The sequence below is a fragment of the Paenibacillus nanchangensis genome, assembly GCF_046543445.1.
Taxonomy (GTDB): domain Bacteria; phylum Bacillota; class Bacilli; order Paenibacillales; family Paenibacillaceae; genus Paenibacillus_AQ; species Paenibacillus_AQ nanchangensis.
The window spans coordinates 17349-34180 of record NZ_JBHOFD010000057.1 but is presented as its reverse complement, the minus strand read 5'-3'; the positions used below and the strand labels follow the sequence as shown (position 1 = coordinate 34180).

Sequence of the window (16832 nt, the reverse complement as noted above, 5' to 3'; positions counted from 1 at the left end):
AGAGTCCGCAAGGCACCCCAAAAACCCAAGAATTTCAGAAATAACGTCCTCTAGGTCCGGAAAGACCTCGGTATCGCGTTCGGTGGTAATCTGCTGCGGTTCTGTTACAGGAGAGGATTCGTTCCAGTTCGTTCAACGACAACAGCGGCAGTGGAAGACATTGGTTATCAAGTCTTGGTTCAGGCTGCTTTTATTAACTCAACTTTCGCAGCCTGAGATCGGGCAGTGCAGTCTGAGATCGGGCAGTGCAGCCTGAGATCGGGCAGTGCAGTCTGAGATCGGGCAGTGCAGTCTGAGATCGGGCAGTGCAGTCTGAGATCGGGTAGTGCAGCCTGTGATGGGCAGATACGGCTTGAGATCACTGGGCAAACCGGAGATCCAGTGCTGGGGTTGACTTTGAATCAGGATGGAGCACTTTTCACAACCTGAGTCGGAATTTCGTTCAGCCGTTCTATGAGTTGCGCCAAGGCAACTGCCCGGTCTGGGGTGCTAGCTTCATCGCACCGTAAATAAAATAGCACGCCGAGCGTGCGTTCGCCGCGGGCGAAGTGGTATTTTCTATTTTTCAAGATGATTATTTTATTGCGGTTAAATCCGCGCCAGCATTGGAGCTTAGTTGATTTTCGCTCTGCGAAAGCTGAGTAAATTAGAGACAGACAAGAGGGGGAACCATATCCAATGAATAAATACGGCATCCCGGGGGGAAGCCTCATTACCGTGGCGGGAACGGTCGGGGTCGGCAAATCCACCCTGACGGCGGCGCTGGCCGAGCGGCTGGGCTTCCGGACATCGATGGAGTCGGTCGATCACAATCCGTATCTGGACAAGTTTTACGCTGACTTCGAGCGTTGGAGTTTTCATCTGCAGATTTATTTTCTTGCTGAACGGTTTAAGGAGCAAAAACGAATGTTCGAGCTGGGTGGCGGCTTTGTGCAGGACCGCTCTATTTATGAGGACACGGGAATTTTCGCGCAGATGCATGCGGATAAGGGAACGATGAGTGCGGTGGATTTTGCAACCTATACCAGCCTGTATGAAGCGATGGTCATGACGCCGTATTTCCCGCATCCTAACGTGCTGATTTACCTGGAGGGCAGTCTGCCGTCCATACTGGAACGGATTCAGGAGCGCGGCCGCGAAATGGAAATCCGCACGGACACGGCCTACTGGGAAGCGATGCATGCCAGATATTCCGCCTGGATCGAACGGTTTGATGTATGTCCGGTGCTCCGTCTGAACATTGACGACTACGATGTGTATGACGCCGCGTCGCTGGACGATATCGTCCGCCGGATCGCGGAGACGATGCGGCCTGAACCTGTGGGCGCGTAAGAACAAGGAGGCTGGTGCGGGATGATCGAGGTGGCCGCGGCCATTATCAGGAATGCGGAGGGCGGGCTGCTGATCGCGAGAAGACGCGAGGGCAAAACGCAGGCTGGTTACTGGGAGTTCCCGGGCGGCAAAATCGAACCGGGAGAGTCGGTCCCGGACTGCCTGCGCCGCGAGCTGCTGGAGGAGATGGCCATCGAAATCGAGCCGCTGAGCCTGTTTGGGGCAAGCGAGCACCGCTACGGCGACCGCGATATCCGGCTGACCGCCTGGCGGGCGGCGTATCGCGGCGGCGAGATCGCGCTGACGGATCACGATGCTTACGCCTGGGTTCATCCCGCGCGGCTGGCCGAATACCGGCTTGCCCCGGCCGATATTCCATTTGCGGACCGGCTGCGCGTGGAGGCGGAGAACGGGACGTAAGCGCCGGATGAGGTAAAGCGGCATACGGGATGATATCGGAATATAAAAGGCATCGGCGCTTCCCTGGCCGATGCCTTTTGGTGTTGTGCGTGTCTTAATCTCTTATAGAGCTTGGCGTGCTTTGCTTGCTGCGACAGTCTCCATTACCTGCCTTACCCTACCAGGTGACTTGGCTGCCCGCTTGCCTGCTGTTGCTGTCCTTTACTTGCGGCGGTAGTATTGGCTCCATTCTTGGATGGCTTGCTGCCGGGTCAGCTTGCTCAGCCTGATCCAATCTGTTGTCTCCCATTCCTGGATTGCCTGTGTACGTGTTTTGTAGAACCGGTAGTCGTGAATATTCCAGGAACAATACAGCTTCCGGTAAGCCTTGCCATCCGCAATCTCGTCCTTGCAGCGGCGGACAGCCCGTGCGGCCCGGTTTTTGGCCCAGCGTGTCCCCGGCGTGCAGTGATCGTTGCATACCGGGCTTTTTTTGTAGCTTCTGCTCATGTTCTCCAGCCTCCTTTCGGGAAGCTAGAGGTCATGCAGTGTCTTCATATCGTGCACCTTGTTCCTTCTATAAATGTACAGCTGTTGATAATTCCCTAAGTATCCTTCTTTTAATTGCCTACCTTATTATACCTCTCCCTTTTTCGATTGCTCAAATATCACAATCTATCAGTATCTTAACAATACACAGCACCTCCGTTAATCTTCCTCTTACGGTTCGCAGGTAACATTTACCGTGGACTAGGTTCCAAATTCAGACAAGAACCGACAAAAGACAGAGGAGGATTACATCCAGTGAGAAAAAAACTGCTGCGTCAAGTAAACGCAGCTATGGTAGTGCTGCTCTTATTATCGATTCTTCAGCCGGGCCTGCGGGCTGACGCGGCCATTCCACAACTGCCCGCTACGGCTTACGGACAGGTGATTGACGCGCGCCAGGCGCAGCTCGCGCCGGGTGCTGTATATACGTGGCTGGATCTGAAGGATGAACGCGGCCGGCAAAAAATTCATGCCGTCGCGTTTGATCCGAAGCAGCCGAACTTGGAGCTGCGGGCCGGAACAAAAGACGGCAAGGTGTACGGCATGAAGGGCGTAACGGAAATGGCCGCCCACACCGACGCGCCGGGCAGCCGGGTGATTGCCGGAATCAACGGCGATTTTTACGAAATTTCGGGGTATGCCACCGGCGTTCCAAACGGACTGTTTATGGACGAAGGACGGATTTTGAACAGCGCGACTTCTTCCTATGCGTTTGGTTTGACGGAAGACGGCCAGTCGCTGTACGGTTCGCCCAAGCTAACTAAGTACATAACCATCGGCGGAAAAAACACAAACCTGACAAGCATCAACCGCTACCGCGAAAGCAACCATCTGGTGCTGTATACGCCGGACTATGCGGCGACGACGAAAACCAACGCAGAGGGCGATGAGTTCGTGCTCGACGTGCTGGAAGGCGAAGTCAAGAGCGGCCAGACGATGAAGCTGCAAGTGGCGGAGGTCCGCAAAAGCCAGGGAGACAGCCCGCTGAAGGACGGACAAGTGGTTTTGTCCGCTTCGGGAACTTCCCGCACGGTAACGGAAAGCCTGCAGGCCGGTGATCTACTGACGGCGAGTTTTGCGCTGGACGGCGAGTGGGACCGGGTAAAGCTGGCCATCGGCGGCCAAGGCCCGCTGGTCAAAGACGGCGTGCTCCAGACCGGCGTTGGACCAAGCGGCGTGCACCCGCGTACGGCAATCGGCACGAAGGCCGACGGCAGCGTTGTGCTGTTCGAGATCGACGGCAGATCGCCGGGCTTCAGTGAAGGCGTCGAAACGCAGGAGCTTGGCCGGATTCTGATGGACATGGGCGTCACAAACGCCATGAACCTGGACGGCGGCGGTTCGTCCACCTTCATTGCACGGATGCCTGGTACAACTGGCGTAAAAATGCTGAATCAAGGTTCGGACGGCGGCGAACGCAAGACCGGCAACGGTCTGCTGCTTGTCAACACGGCACCTGAGCAGCCGGCGGCATCCGCTCTGGCTGTACAGCCTAATGGAGAGCGGGTTCTGCAGGGGGCAACCTTCACCTTTACCGCTGCCGGCATCGATGCGGCCGGCCACCCGGCACCGTATGCGGGCAGCCTGAGCTGGGAGGTTGATCCCGCTTTGGGAACGATCGATAGCAGCGGCGTCTTCACGGCGGGCGCGTCTGCAGCGAAAGGCAGCGTGCGGGCGGCAGCCGAAGGCGTCCAGGGCACGGGCGAAATCGAAGTAGTCGACCAATTGACGGAGCTTGTTTTTCCGGATGAGATCAAGACGTATGCTTCCGGCGAAAAAGCGGTGCTCAGCGTCAAGGCGCTGCGAAACGGCCAGACGATCCAGGCCGGCAACCGGAGTTTTGAATGGCGCACCAAAGGGGACATCGGCACGGTCGACGCGGACGGCGTGTTTACCGCCGCTGATGTGAACGGCGGACATGGCCGGATTTTTGCCAAATACGGCGATGTGGAGACTTCTTTTGAGGTGAATGTGGGTCTGCCGCCGGTGATTTTGGAGGATTTTGAAGCAGGTCTTGGGAGATACAAAGCCGCGGGTGCGGCCTTCAATACGGTGAATATCGCTGAAGTGGACGATCAGGATTATGTCCGCGGCGGCAGCAAAGCGATGAAGCTGGAATATGATTTTACCGGCAAGACGGGGACTTCCGGCGCTTATCTGCAGGCAACCTCGGATGCGAACCGGATTCAGATTCCGGGTTACCCTGAGAAGCTCAGCATGTGGGTTTATGGCGACGGCAAAAAACACTGGCTGCGCGCACAAATGCGGGACGGTAACAATGCCGCGGTGCCGCTGGATTTTACAGACCAGCTCACCGGTGTGAACTGGACAGGCTGGAAGTATGTTGAGGTATCTGTGCCAAAAGGCAAAGCGGCGCCGCTGTCGCTTGATATGCCAGTCCGGTACATGGAGACCAAAAACACAAACAAAAATGCGGGAGCAATCTACATCGATGAGATCCGGGCGATTTACGGCCCGCTTGAAGAAGACCAGACACCGCCGGTGCTGAAGGATTTGTATCCGGCTTCCAATGAAGTCGTGAAAACGGCCACGCCAAATATCACTGTATATGCAGAGGACGCGGGGTATGATCCGGTGAAGCACCCGGGAACGACGTTGATCGACCCGGACAAAATCCGGGTGTACGTTGACGATCAGCTTGTCGAGCACGGGCTGTATCCGCCAAAAGGGCAAATTACGTACAAGCCTAAAACGCCGCTGACTGAAGGCAGGCACAAGCTGAAGATTGCGGTTCGCGATCTGAGCGGCAATCAGACGATTGTGGAATCTTATTTTACCGTAAACCTCGGTTCCCCGTTTTATGTGTATAACACGCCGGCCGAGCAGTATGCGGGCAGCACTTATACTTTGGATATTTACGCGGAAAAAGCCAGCAAACTGAAGGAAGGGCATATCGCCTTCCGGTTTGATCCGGCTTCTGTTCAGGACATTGAGGTGCTGCGCGGCGATAAGGTTAACGAAGCCCAGCTTCAGCCCGTCATTGATACAGACAGCGGCGTTGTCCGTCTGGATTTGAAGGAGATCTACACTTCCGATCTGGCGGATAATGAGCTGATCGGACAAATCCGTTATACGGTACGCAGCGGCTATATCGGACCGCATACCCAGGAGGAAGCGGCGGAGGATCTGTCCAAACCGCTGACGGTCCGCTACGAATCGGGATCGGTGACTTCGACGGAAGGCAGCGGCAAACCGCTTGCATTTGTTGGTGCGGATGTGCAGGCGACGGTTCGCAATCAGCTGCATCTGTCCTGGAACCACTACGATATTGCTCAAGGTTTTGAGGCGGCGTTCACCGTCCGTACAGGCGGAGCAGAAGGAACGCCGGCCGCAGGGGCCCGGCTGCTGCTGAATGGCGAAGAGGTAAGCGGCGCCGTATCGGATGCCGCGGGCATGCTGAAGACGGACGCTGTTACCAAGAAGACCGGCAGCTATACGGTTCAAGCGGTCCAAGACGGCAAATACAGCGCAGTCATGACGTTCCAGGTTGCGCCGCACGCCGGAACAGCCGAGCCGCGCAGTATTAATGTAACGATGGGAGCGGACGCGGCTACCTCGCGCGGGTTCACGTGGCACACCGACCCGCTGTCGGCTACAACGGTAGTCGAGCTGGTGAAGCGTTCCGAGTTCGCCGGGTTTGACGCGGAGAACGTGGCCCGCATTAACGGCGGCGGCTATGTGTACAACACTAATAACGACGGCACGCTGTATGTGCACAAAGCGGTGGCGGAAGGCCTGGAGCCGGATACCGAATACGTCTATCGCGTAGGTGACGGGGATACCCATGTAAGCGGTGAGGGGATTTTCCGTACCAGTGCGCTGCCGGATGATGCGGACCCGGTGAAGTTCCTGTTTATCGGTGATTCGCAGGCGGGTTCGAAAGAGGGCTTTGACCTGTGGAAATCGACGCTGGACCGGGCGATGCAGGACATGACCGACCCGGACATGCTGGTGCATGCGGGCGACATGGTCGACAAGGGATTTGAACAGGAGCAGTGGGACTGGTGGTTCGATGCGGCCCAAGACAAGCTGATGCAGACAACCCTTGTTCCGATTATCGGCAACCATGAGGTAATGGGCACCAACGGCTCGGGCGACTATCTGGCCCAGTTCAACAATCCGGAGAACGGAGCAACTGGAGCGAAAGGCACCAGCTACGCTTTTGATATTAAGGATACGCATTTTGTGGTGATGGACACGGAGCAGTCCTTAAACAGCTACGAAGAACAGGCGAAATGGCTGGATGAGGATCTGTCCCGTACGGATAAAAAGTGGAAAGTGATCTTTTTCCATCAAGGGCCTTACGGCAGCATTTACGCCAATGAACGGGCCCAGTCGGTCTGGGTGCCGGTCTTTGACAAACATGGCGTGAATCTGGTCATGAACGGACACGACCACATCTATATGTGCAGCTTCCCGATGAAGGACGGCGCAATCGTGCCGGAAAACGAAGGGACGCGTTATGTCATCGGCGGATCGTCGGGACCGAAGTTTTACGCTTTGACGGAGCGGTTCTGGCAGGAAAAAATCTACGACGAAGACGTGCAAATTTATACCGGGGTGGAAATCACGGACAACGGCATTACGGTGACCGCCAAAACGCTGGACGGTACGGTGATCGACCGCCTGTCCATTACGAAGATTTCACCCGAAGCAGTGGAGCTGACTCCTGCAGAAGCGGAGCTGAAGCTCGGCGGGAAGGACAACATGCTGCAGCTGAACGCGTCCGTGAAGCCGGATAACGCTTCGGCGAAGTCGCTGGTATGGTCGGTAACGGGCGATCAGCTTGGAGATGCTGCGGTTACAGTGGACGAAAAGGGTTTGGTAACGGCAGTAAAACCGGGTGTGGCTACGGTTCGCGCTGCGGTGTACGGTTATCCTGAGATTTTTGCGGAGAGCCGGATTACCGTAACCGATACGCTGGAGACCCTTGCGTTTAGCGGAAAAACGCAGCTGCAGCCGGGCAATCGGGACCTTACGGTCACCGAAGCCGTGTATGCCTCGGGCAGCCGGTTCGCGCTGACAGAGGGCGTCGAATACTCCAGCTCCAACGAGACGGTAGCGAGTATTAGCGCGCTAGGCGAAGTCACGGCTCTGGCTGAAGGGGAAGCGGAGATCACGGCCCGCTATCAAGGCCTATCCAGTTCTTACAGCCTGCGGGTGACGAAGGAAGCGCCGGTAATTGAACGGATTGAAGTCAAAGGACCGGCTGAACTGGCCGCGGGAACAACCGGCCGTGCGGTGACCGAAGCGGTTTACGGGGACGGCACCCGGTTTGAACTGAAGCAGGTCGTCCGCTATAACAGTACGGATACCGCAGTGGCTGAAGTTGATAACGAGGGAAGCATTCGCGCGCTGCGTGAAGGAACGACGGTAATCAAGGCAGTCTACGGTGATCTGTCGGCTGAATATACGCTTAAAGTGACCGGCCCGGCTGTAACGCCGACACCGACGCCGACGCCAACACCGACACCGACGCCAACACCGACACCGACGCCAACACCGACACCGACGCCAACGCCGACGCAGGACGGATCGGGCGTTCCGTACATTCCGGCATCGCCGGTTCCATCGGCATCGCCGTCCGGTATGTCGCCTCTGGTCAAAGTAACAGAGGCCCAGCTGTCCGCGCGGAACGCCGCAGGTGAAGCTGTTGTTGCGGTAAACGGCGGGCTGCGCCAGGTCATCGTTCCCGGCAATGCGGCCGGACTGCTGCAAGGCGCGCCGCTGCGGATTGATGCAGCAGATATGAGCTTGGTTATTCCGGCCGAAGTGATCCGCAATCTGGAACAGCTGCTCCCTTCAGGAGCCTCCGCTTCCAGTGCGAGCATCACATTGACCGCCAATCCGGCGGAGAATGTACCGGCACTGCTGGCAGGCGCAGGCAGCCGCACAGGTGCTGCGCTGAAGGCAGCGGGACCGGTCCTGGATTGGTCGCTGATCATCACCGACGCTTCAGGCCGGACCTATCGTCTGGAGGAGTTTGCACAACCGCTTAAGGTGACCTTTACGGTAAACGAACCGGTTAACCGGGATTTGACCGGCGTCTATTATATGGCTCCAGACGGCTCGCTGGATTATGCGGGCGGCAGCTGGAATGATGGCAAACTTACAGCGGAACTGCGTCATTTCAGCACTTATGCCGTGCTGGAGTATAACAAAACGTTTGCGGATGTTCCTTCCGGACACTGGGCGGAGCCGGCGCTGAAAAAGCTGGCGGCCAAGCAGCTGATCGAAGGCGTCTCAGGCGAACGTTATGAGCCTTCCCGCCAGGTGACGCGGGCGGAATTTGCCGCCATGCTGGTCCGCGCGCTGGGATTGGAAGGCACGGCCGGGGTATCCCGCTTTGCTGACGTACCGGCTGGCAGCTGGTACGCAGCGGCGGTGGAACAAGCCCATGAGGCCGGGATTGTAAATGGCCTAAGCGCGGACCGCTTTGGCCCGCAGCAGGCCATCACCCGCCAGGAAATGGCGGCGATGCTGGTGCGCGCCCTCGCTTTTGCGAAAGGGACGGCAGCGGAAACGGCTGCCGAAGCCGCCGCTCCGGGCAGCCGATTCGCGGATGTAACCGCGGCTCCGGCATGGGCCCGCGAAGCGGTCGGCCAGGCCGAAGCCCTTGGCCTGATGAAAGGCCGCGGAGCGGAGCGCTTTGAACCTGCCGCTGACGGTACCCGTGCGGAAAGCGCACAGATGCTGATGAACTTGCTCAGCCAAATGGAAAATAATTAATCGATGCAGCAGGCCGCCCGGCCAATGAAGGGCGGCCTGCTTTTTTTGCGCATAATGCGGTTTCTATAATTTTGTTCAGTGCCGTCAACTCTTGTTTAGTTTTGCTTATTTATTTGTTCAGTTTTAATCCCTACCTTGTTTAGTACAGCTTTTTTTTCTGCCCAAAGAGTGCGCAAAAACGAAAGATTAAAAAATTTTAATCTAATTTATGTTCTTATTTGAGAACAAAAACCGTCCTGATGAACGGGTTTTTGTTCTTTTTAATATAAAAACATTAAAAATGGGACATTTTGGTTCGTACTTGAGAACGACATACCCAAATTAGTTAGGTTTGAAACCTGATTCGCTGAATTTTGTTTAGAGTTTGTTGAGAATGACCTGCTAAACTGGGTTCAGTTATGTAAAAAGTGGTAAAACCATGTCTACTGTTGTCGGATTATTGCACTTTATTGGATAAAGGGGGGCGCTTTCTCAGCCAAACGAACTACCATGTCTGGGCCCGATACGGGCGGCAAGCTAGAACTGAAAGACTAAGGGGGAGCAGTGAGTTAGTTATGAGCAGGAAAGCGAAACGGATTACGAACATCAGTCTGATCCTGGTACTCTTGGCGACACTGGTACCGCATCCGCTGGTGAAAAAAGCGGCCGCGGCGGCCGAGGACTTAAGCGTATATTTCGGTAATGCGAATACGCTGATCGGCAACATGTCCCATGACGGAGACAGCGCCTTGAGAAACTTCGACCAGGGTACTGCCGGGTTTACAGTAAAGAAAAAATCGAACGTCGATGCCAACTGGCTCAGCGGCAATATGCTGATTACGGATGACGACGGCGGCGAGGTGATTTTTGAGATTGATGTCGCCCAAATCCCTAAGCTGCGGGAGCTGGCGGAAAGCGGCCATGCGGAGGTTGTGGTCGGATGGAAGGATCTGATTTACCGCGAAGGCTCCACCTTCGGCTTTAAATGGACCCGGGTCAGCGGAGCCAGCGCAAAAATCGATAACAATACGCCTTTCGTTTCGGCGGATTCCCGGGATTCGGACGCCGACAACAAAAGCGGGAGCGCGGTGATTACGCCAACCTCGAAAATCACTGTCGCCGTATCGGGCGAAGGGGACAAAGGCGGATCCACAGGCGCAACGGAAGTTTACGTAAAATTCCAGGACAAGCAGCGTCCGACCTTGGCTGCCTATACTTTTACCGGAAACGGTGAGCAGCGCCTTAACCCGAATACCGGGCAACGGGAGCTGTATGTCAAGGAAAATGAAAACATTACGCTTTCTTATAATTTCAGTGAAAAGGTAAGACCTTCAGGGCTCACCACAGGTTTTTACGATCATTTTACCAAACATCCATTATTTGTGACTCCTTCTGATGACGGGCTCCCTACCGCGGGACAGCAGCAGTATCTGCAGAATATGACTTACGGCCGCGATAATCTCGGCGTTCTGTACAAAGATATCAGCTTCCGTTATACCGGGGTCCGTTATCATCATACCGGGAATAACCCGCTTGAACCCAAGCTTACCGGGTCGGTTAGTGCGTCCCCAGTTGATTTAACGATGCAGGACAAGCTGAATGGCGCAGCATTTGCCGATGCGGCCGGTAATATTATCAAGCCGTTTGACCTTGGCACGCTGAAAGCCAGCAGCTCAAGCGACGTCCATTTGCAGGGGAAATCCGGCGACCCGTTTGCTTATCAAAATAATAAATTCCGTGTCATCGTCGATGCGGTCCGCCCGAAATATTCTAAAGGCGGCAACGGCATCCAGCCGGAAATTTTGACCGGCGTGACGCTGAACAAAGGCGACTATGTCGATTTTACGGTCCAGTTGACCGAGGAAGCCCGGATCCGTAAAGGCTGGGATCTCAGCAAAACCTTCCTCAAGTTCAACAACGGCATGAAAGCATATTACCGTTCGGGCTCCAACACGATGAATTGGGTATTCCGGCTGAATATCACCGGGGAAAAAGAAGTTGAGGCCCCGCTGCTCAAAGTCATCGCATTGTCCAACGACATTAAAGGCGACGACTCCGACATCGACGTGGTATCCGACTACGCGGGCAACCTGCTGTTCCAGCCGGCGAATTTTGACGGCATACACAAGGACGGCAACGAGTCCAAGGTGAACTCGAAGATCGACTGGGCGAACCTCGCGATTGACAATACGCCGCCAGCCATTGATTTTTACTATGAAAAAGGCGGGGCGGACAAAGATACGTACCAGAAAAAAGGCCGGGTGACGATTGACGCCAATGACCCGGCGCAAGTGGTGCCGGATTATGATCCGGTTACGGCCGACGTCGGCAAAGAGCGTCCAAGCCGGGGCATTTATCGCCCGACCAATATGACAGGCGAAGCGTCACCTTCCGTCGGATTGGTGTACTACGCTTGGACACAGAGCGAAGAAGACCCGTTCAAGGATTCGGGCGATCTGAATTATGCGTCGCTGAAGCGCTACGCGCTGACGGCAAAACAGCCGTCCGAGGATCTGCATCCCGGCAAGCTGACCGGACTGACGATCCAGGTGGCGAACAACAAAACAAACATGATTTCGCCGCCTTCCAAAGCGCTGAAGCCGGAGAGCAGCGGCGAATGGTACCTGCACAGCTGGACCGCGGATATGACGTGGGATACCGCCAGAGAGCTGATGCAGTACTCCAAAATGAAGACTTACGTTGATCAAAACAAAGCGCAATATGATGCGTGGAAAGCGGAGCTTCCAGAAGGGACGTCGGATGCCGACCGGGAGTTTTATGCCAACAACAAGGCAATGGCGGCTGTCGGCCAATATGACGATCTGACGCTGTGGGAACTCAAAAACTTCCAGCAGGACGATTCCAACTGGACGCATAATGTCACAAAAATTCGTCTCGATAACCAGGCTCCAACCTTTGGACCTGCCGATATCCAGGGCGACAACTCGATGAATGTGACTGTAACCGCAGATGTGTATGAAACGCACAGCGGAATTAAAGAAGACGTTGTTACCGGGCTGCCAACCGTGGAGTACCAATGGGTAAAAGCTGGTGAAGAAGCGCAGGGTGGCTGGACGCCGGCCGCACTGCAGGCGGGCAAGCTGACCGCTTCCACACTGAATGAAGTGGTGGAAGACGGAACGTACCAGTTGTTTGTCCGCGCTGTGGACAAAGCGGGCAACGTTGCTATGCAGGCGCTGCCGGAGCTGGTGCATGTCAACTCCGAAAGCCGTCTGAACGGGGCGTTTTCGCCGGACCCGGATTCGGCCGATTATGTGACCGCACACAACGTGGCCTTTACGCTGACGGGCATCGTTCCCGATTATGTAGGTTATGTCTACAGCAGCAGCGCGCTTGAGCCGGATGAAGCGTCCTTTATCAGCCTGAGCGAACCGGCTGGCGTGAACACGCTGCGCGGTTTGAAAGCGCAGCTGCAGCAGCTGGACAAGCAGCCTGCGGCAAGTGCAACGCCTGGAGCGAGCGCAGCGCCGGAAGCGAGCGCAGCGCCTGGAGCGAGCGCAGTGCCTGGAGCGAGCGCAGCGCCTGGAGCAAGTGCAGCGCCAGAAGCAAGCGCAGCGCCTGGAGCGAGTGCAGCGCCTGAGGCAAGTGTGGCGCCGGAAGCGAGCGCAGCGCCTGAGGCAAGCCCGGCGGCCGAAGCCGCGCAGCCTGGCAGCGAGTCGCCTGCGGCTGTGCCGCTGGCCGGCGCGCTCGGCTACATGAGCCGCCTGACGGCGGTGCTGCCGATCGGCGCGGGCGCCGCGAATCTGCTGGCCGCCGAAGAAGCGGCCGCGGGTCTCGCCGCGCAGCCGGACGCTCCGGCAGCCGAAGCGTCTGCGCAGCCGGAAGCCTCGGCACCGGCAGCCAGCGCCGAGCCGTCCGCGGCAGCACCGGCGGACGCCAGCGCAGCGCCAGCGCCGACTCCGGCGCCTGAAGGCACGCCGGCGGCTTCCGCAGCGCCTGCGGCAACGGCCAGCGCCTCCGCCGCACCGGCGGCTACCGCTTCGGCTTCGTCCGAAGCGGCGCAGACCGCTGCGCCGTCCGCTCAGCCGTCGCCAAGCCCATCGGCAGCGCCGGACGCTGCGGCGAAGGAAATGGAACGCGCCAAGCTGGTCGCGGCGCTTACGGACGGAAACGCCCTGAATTACACGATTCCGGCCGACCCCGCGCTGAACGGCGTGCAGTACCTTCACATTTTGGTGAAGGAAGGGGACCGGAAATATACGTTTGTGAACGAGTATTACTACGATAACCAGGCGCCTGTGATCGAGTTCGACCGTCAGGAGAGCCTGTACCCGCTGCCGGAGCAGCAGGTGGGAGTCAGCGTCTCGGAGCTCTACAACAAAAAAGGCACCGTTGCCGCTTACCAATGGGTGAAAGAAGGAGCAGCCGCGCCGGATCAACAGTCCGCGGGCTGGACCGAGTTCACCGCCGCTTCGGGTCAGCCTGACCCGGCCGGAGGCACAGCGGTCCTTGGCAACAAGGAGCTGGAGCCTGGGACTTCGGGGAACTACGTTCTCTACGTTCGGGCCACCGACGGAGCGGGCAATGCCTCGCTGGCGCACACCAAAGTGTTCACTGTGCTGAAGCCGGCCAAGGAAGAAGAGCCGGCTGTATCGCCGGACTCCAGTCTGATTTACATCTACGGGGATGAAGAAGACGGCTACACGGCGGTAGTTAAGCTGGGGCTGGAAGCCGTGGACAAAGCCGGTTACGAATATTCGATTTCGCCCGACGGAACGGACTGGCAGAAATGGCGGCCGTACACGAATTTTGTAGCCGTCAAGGTTGACAATGGCGATCCGCAGGCACAAAACATCAAGGTGAAATACCGGACGCCAAGCGGCGTTCAGGGTGAACCTTCCGATCTTAAAACGGAAAAAGAACGCTTCGATGTGGAGCCGGTATACGGCATCGCCACATTAAGCACAACCGCTCCGGTAAGCGCGGAACGCGGGGTGACGATTGACATTGCCCTGCCGCTGGGTGTGAAAGTGGTTCCGGCGGAGGTCAATCCGTCCGAGCCGGCGCGCACCGGCAACAAGTTCCATGTCACGCAGAGCGGACTGTACGCTTTTGAACTGATCGATCCAAATGAAGCGAAACGAAACGATATTTTGTATGTTGCTGTGAAAAACGTGGACACAACCGCGCCAATCGGCGAAATCGTTATCCCGTCCAAAGGCGAAAAAGGCCTTGCGGATGGCGGCGCCGGACAAGGCAAAGACCGCAGCCTTACGGTCAGACTCCGGACCAACGAACCGGTCAAAGTGCTGAACAATAACGGCGCTACAACGCGTACCTTCACCGAAAACGGCGAATTTACCTTCGAGTTCCAGGATGAGGCGGGCAACAAAGGTACCGCGAAGGCGGTTGTGGACAGCATTGACAACGAAGGGCCGAAGGTGCGGTTCGTCCGTTCCTATCAAAACGGCAGCAAAGGCGGAACCTTCAAGACGATTAAAGATGCGGGCGGCAATGTGCTGTATTCCGCTGGCGTTACGCTGGAAGTGCAAAAAGCCGATCCGTCCGGCGAAGATTTTGTCCTCGTTAAAGGCAAGGGGCTGACAACCGTCGAGGAGAACGGCGTTGTCTCCGTAACTGTAGCTGATGCGTGGGGCAATACAACAACGCTGAAAGAAGAAGTGGACAACCTGCTGTCCGCACCTCCAACCGTTGGCGAGCCGGTCTACACCTTCCTTGATGGAGCGGGACGGCCGCTGACGGACAAGGACATGGTGACAGTAAACGGCAAGAAATACGTTAAGGGCCGGGTGAAGGTCACCCTTTCGGGCACCTCTTCCGCGGCGCAGAACACCGTGTTCTCCGGACTTGTTCCGGTCGAAGCGGCAGGCGGCGGATACTCGAACCAAATCAGCGGCGGCAGCGGCGCATTTTCGCTGACCCGCACGTTTGAAGCAAACGCCGATACGGTGATGGCCGTATCCGACCTGCTGGGCAACAGCGTCAAAGTTCCGGTTAAGGTTACGGGACTGGACAATACGCCGCCTGTACTGGAGCTGAAACGCCAGTCCATCGGCATCGTCCAGAACAAAAAAGATTTCAACGCGGAAACCGACCTCGGCGGATACACGGTAAGCGACAATGTCTCCAAAAATGTGGACGTCAAAGTTACCGGGCTGGATCTCAGCAGACTGGGCAGACAGACGGTGACCTACACGGCAACGGATGATGTAGGCAATGTCACAACCGCCACGCAAAGCGTATCGGTCGTAGCTGAAGGCATCATGGTTATTTTCGGCAACGACACGCTTGTATCGGCAATGTCAGGCGAGACGGCGCTGTTCGAGACCAATGTCATTACCTTCAAAGTCTCCGGCTTCAATCTGATGAACATCGGCGGCGTGAAAAAAGAAAACGAATGGGGTACGTTCGACCTGCTGTATCAGCCGGGTCTGTACCGCGAAGGACAGATGAAATACATTGCAACGAAGCTGAGCTACCAGGAACTGGTGAACGGCAGCTTCAAGGTCACCTTCCCGAAAGCCGGCTGGTACACAGTCATCGTCCGGAACCAGGAACGCGACCGCGAGTTCGCAACGTTCTTTATCGCAAGCAAGGAGTAGGAGAACCGGACGCAGCCTGAAGACAAAGGCGGCTTGGCGCTATAGGCAGCTAAGCCGCCCTTGCCGGGCTGGCACGGTTCCGAGAAATAGGAACTGGGGGTACTCAAGTGAAGCTGGTCAAAAGCGCCGTCTCGTTAATGATGGCCATTATCCTGTTTATAACGACAATTCCCGAGACGGTCCATGCGCTTGCCGACGCCGCAAAGCAGGATGTCACGGTACTGAAAAACGACTTTGTCGTCATTACCGTCGACAACGCCACCGGCCGTTACGGCATCCGGACGGTTGAAGGACAACCGGTCCGCAAAAAAGACCAGAACGTCAACATGCTGTTCGCCGGAGACAATCCGGAGTCTTCGTTTACGACGTTCAAAATCGACGGAACGGATTATATTTTCGGCAATCCTTATAAATTTGGAGCAAACTTTTTCTCCGAGACGACCAAACCGGTCATCGTGTCCAACCCGAACGGCACCCGCCAGATCGAGACGGTCTGGAGCATCAAGGGCGTCCAGATCAAACAGATCCTTATGCTTTACACCGACAGCAAGGATCTCGTTAATGCCGGCAACGTGAATATTCGTTATGAAGTGACGAATACTTCCGGCGCGAACGTCGAAGTTGGATCGCGGATTATGCTCGATACGATGGTAGGCGGCAATGACGGCCCGCAGTTCCAGATCGGCACCGCCTCCCGGGCGCCGCTGATGGTGGAGCGCAAGCTGGTGCATGACCCGGCCAGCATCGGCATCCCCGAGGAAGATACGGCATTTTATAAGCTGCCATCCTACTGGGTGATGAGAGACAAGCTGGATCTCGACAACCCGATGGCGACAAATGTGGTCGCCTACGGCTTCAACAACTTTGCAGAGAGCAACATCAACATCGTGGATGAAATGATCGTCGGCCACTGGAACGGCCTGGCGAATACGAAGTGGGATTACAAGCCCAACGGCAATCTGGATTTCACCCGCGATACCAACGATTACGGTACGGCGGACTCCGCGGTCGCTTTTTACTGGAATCCGGATAAAATTGCGCCCAAAGCGTCCCAGACGTTTGAGACCATCTATGGACTTGGCGAAATCATTGCGCCGGACAAGGTATTCTCCATCCGTTATGTGGACCAGGTGCAGCAAATGGCCCTGAAGGACAAGGACACTTTGAATGAAAACGGGCTGTTTGACATTACTGCAGAGGTAGAAAATCTCCCCGCCTTCAATCAGGAGCATTCCAAAG

General features: G+C 56.4%; 5 protein-coding genes. 4 read left to right on the top strand and 1 reads right to left on the bottom strand.

Going from position 1 to position 16832, the window contains the following annotated elements:
* Window positions 1-678 precede the first annotated feature (678 nt).
* Window positions 679-1332, top strand: a complete 654-nt coding sequence (locus ACE6ED_RS28160; RefSeq protein WP_410830774.1) for a deoxynucleoside kinase — start codon at window positions 679-681, stop codon at window positions 1330-1332.
* Window positions 1333-1353: 21 nt separating this feature from the next.
* Complete coding sequence (locus tag ACE6ED_RS28155) at window positions 1354-1752, top strand: (deoxy)nucleoside triphosphate pyrophosphohydrolase (RefSeq protein WP_410830773.1); 399 nt, start codon at window positions 1354-1356, stop codon at window positions 1750-1752.
* 201 nt (window positions 1753-1953) lie between these two features.
* Here the strand turns inward: ACE6ED_RS28155 and ACE6ED_RS28150 are convergent, their stop codons facing one another.
* Window positions 1954-2241, bottom strand: a complete 288-nt coding sequence (locus ACE6ED_RS28150; RefSeq protein WP_410830772.1) for a hypothetical protein — start codon at window positions 2239-2241, stop codon at window positions 1954-1956.
* A gap of 294 nt (window positions 2242-2535) precedes the next feature.
* On the opposite strand from ACE6ED_RS28150, the gene ACE6ED_RS28145 reads away from it, so the two are divergent.
* On the top strand, window positions 2536-9030 hold the full coding sequence (locus ACE6ED_RS28145) for a phosphodiester glycosidase family protein (RefSeq protein WP_410830771.1): 6495 nt from the start codon (window positions 2536-2538) through the stop codon (window positions 9028-9030).
* 554 nt (window positions 9031-9584) lie between these two features.
* Window positions 9585-15593: a hypothetical protein gene (locus ACE6ED_RS28140; protein ID WP_410830770.1), complete on the top strand. Its 6009-nt coding sequence runs from the start codon at window positions 9585-9587 to the stop codon at window positions 15591-15593.
* Window positions 15594-16832 lie beyond the last annotated feature (1239 nt).

Excerpts from the sequence above, each read along its gene's own strand:
- ACE6ED_RS28160 (WP_410830774.1), top strand. The coding sequence starts at position 679 with ATGAATAAATACGGCATCCCGGGGGGAAGCCTCATTACCGTGGCGGGA.
- ACE6ED_RS28155 (WP_410830773.1), top strand. The coding sequence starts at position 1,354 with ATGATCGAGGTGGCCGCGGCCATTATCAGGAATGCGGAGGGCGGGCTG.
- ACE6ED_RS28150 (WP_410830772.1), bottom strand. The coding sequence starts at position 2,241 with ATGAGCAGAAGCTACAAAAAAAGCCCGGTATGCAACGATCACTGCACG.
- ACE6ED_RS28140 (WP_410830770.1), top strand. The coding sequence starts at position 9,585 with ATGAGCAGGAAAGCGAAACGGATTACGAACATCAGTCTGATCCTGGTA.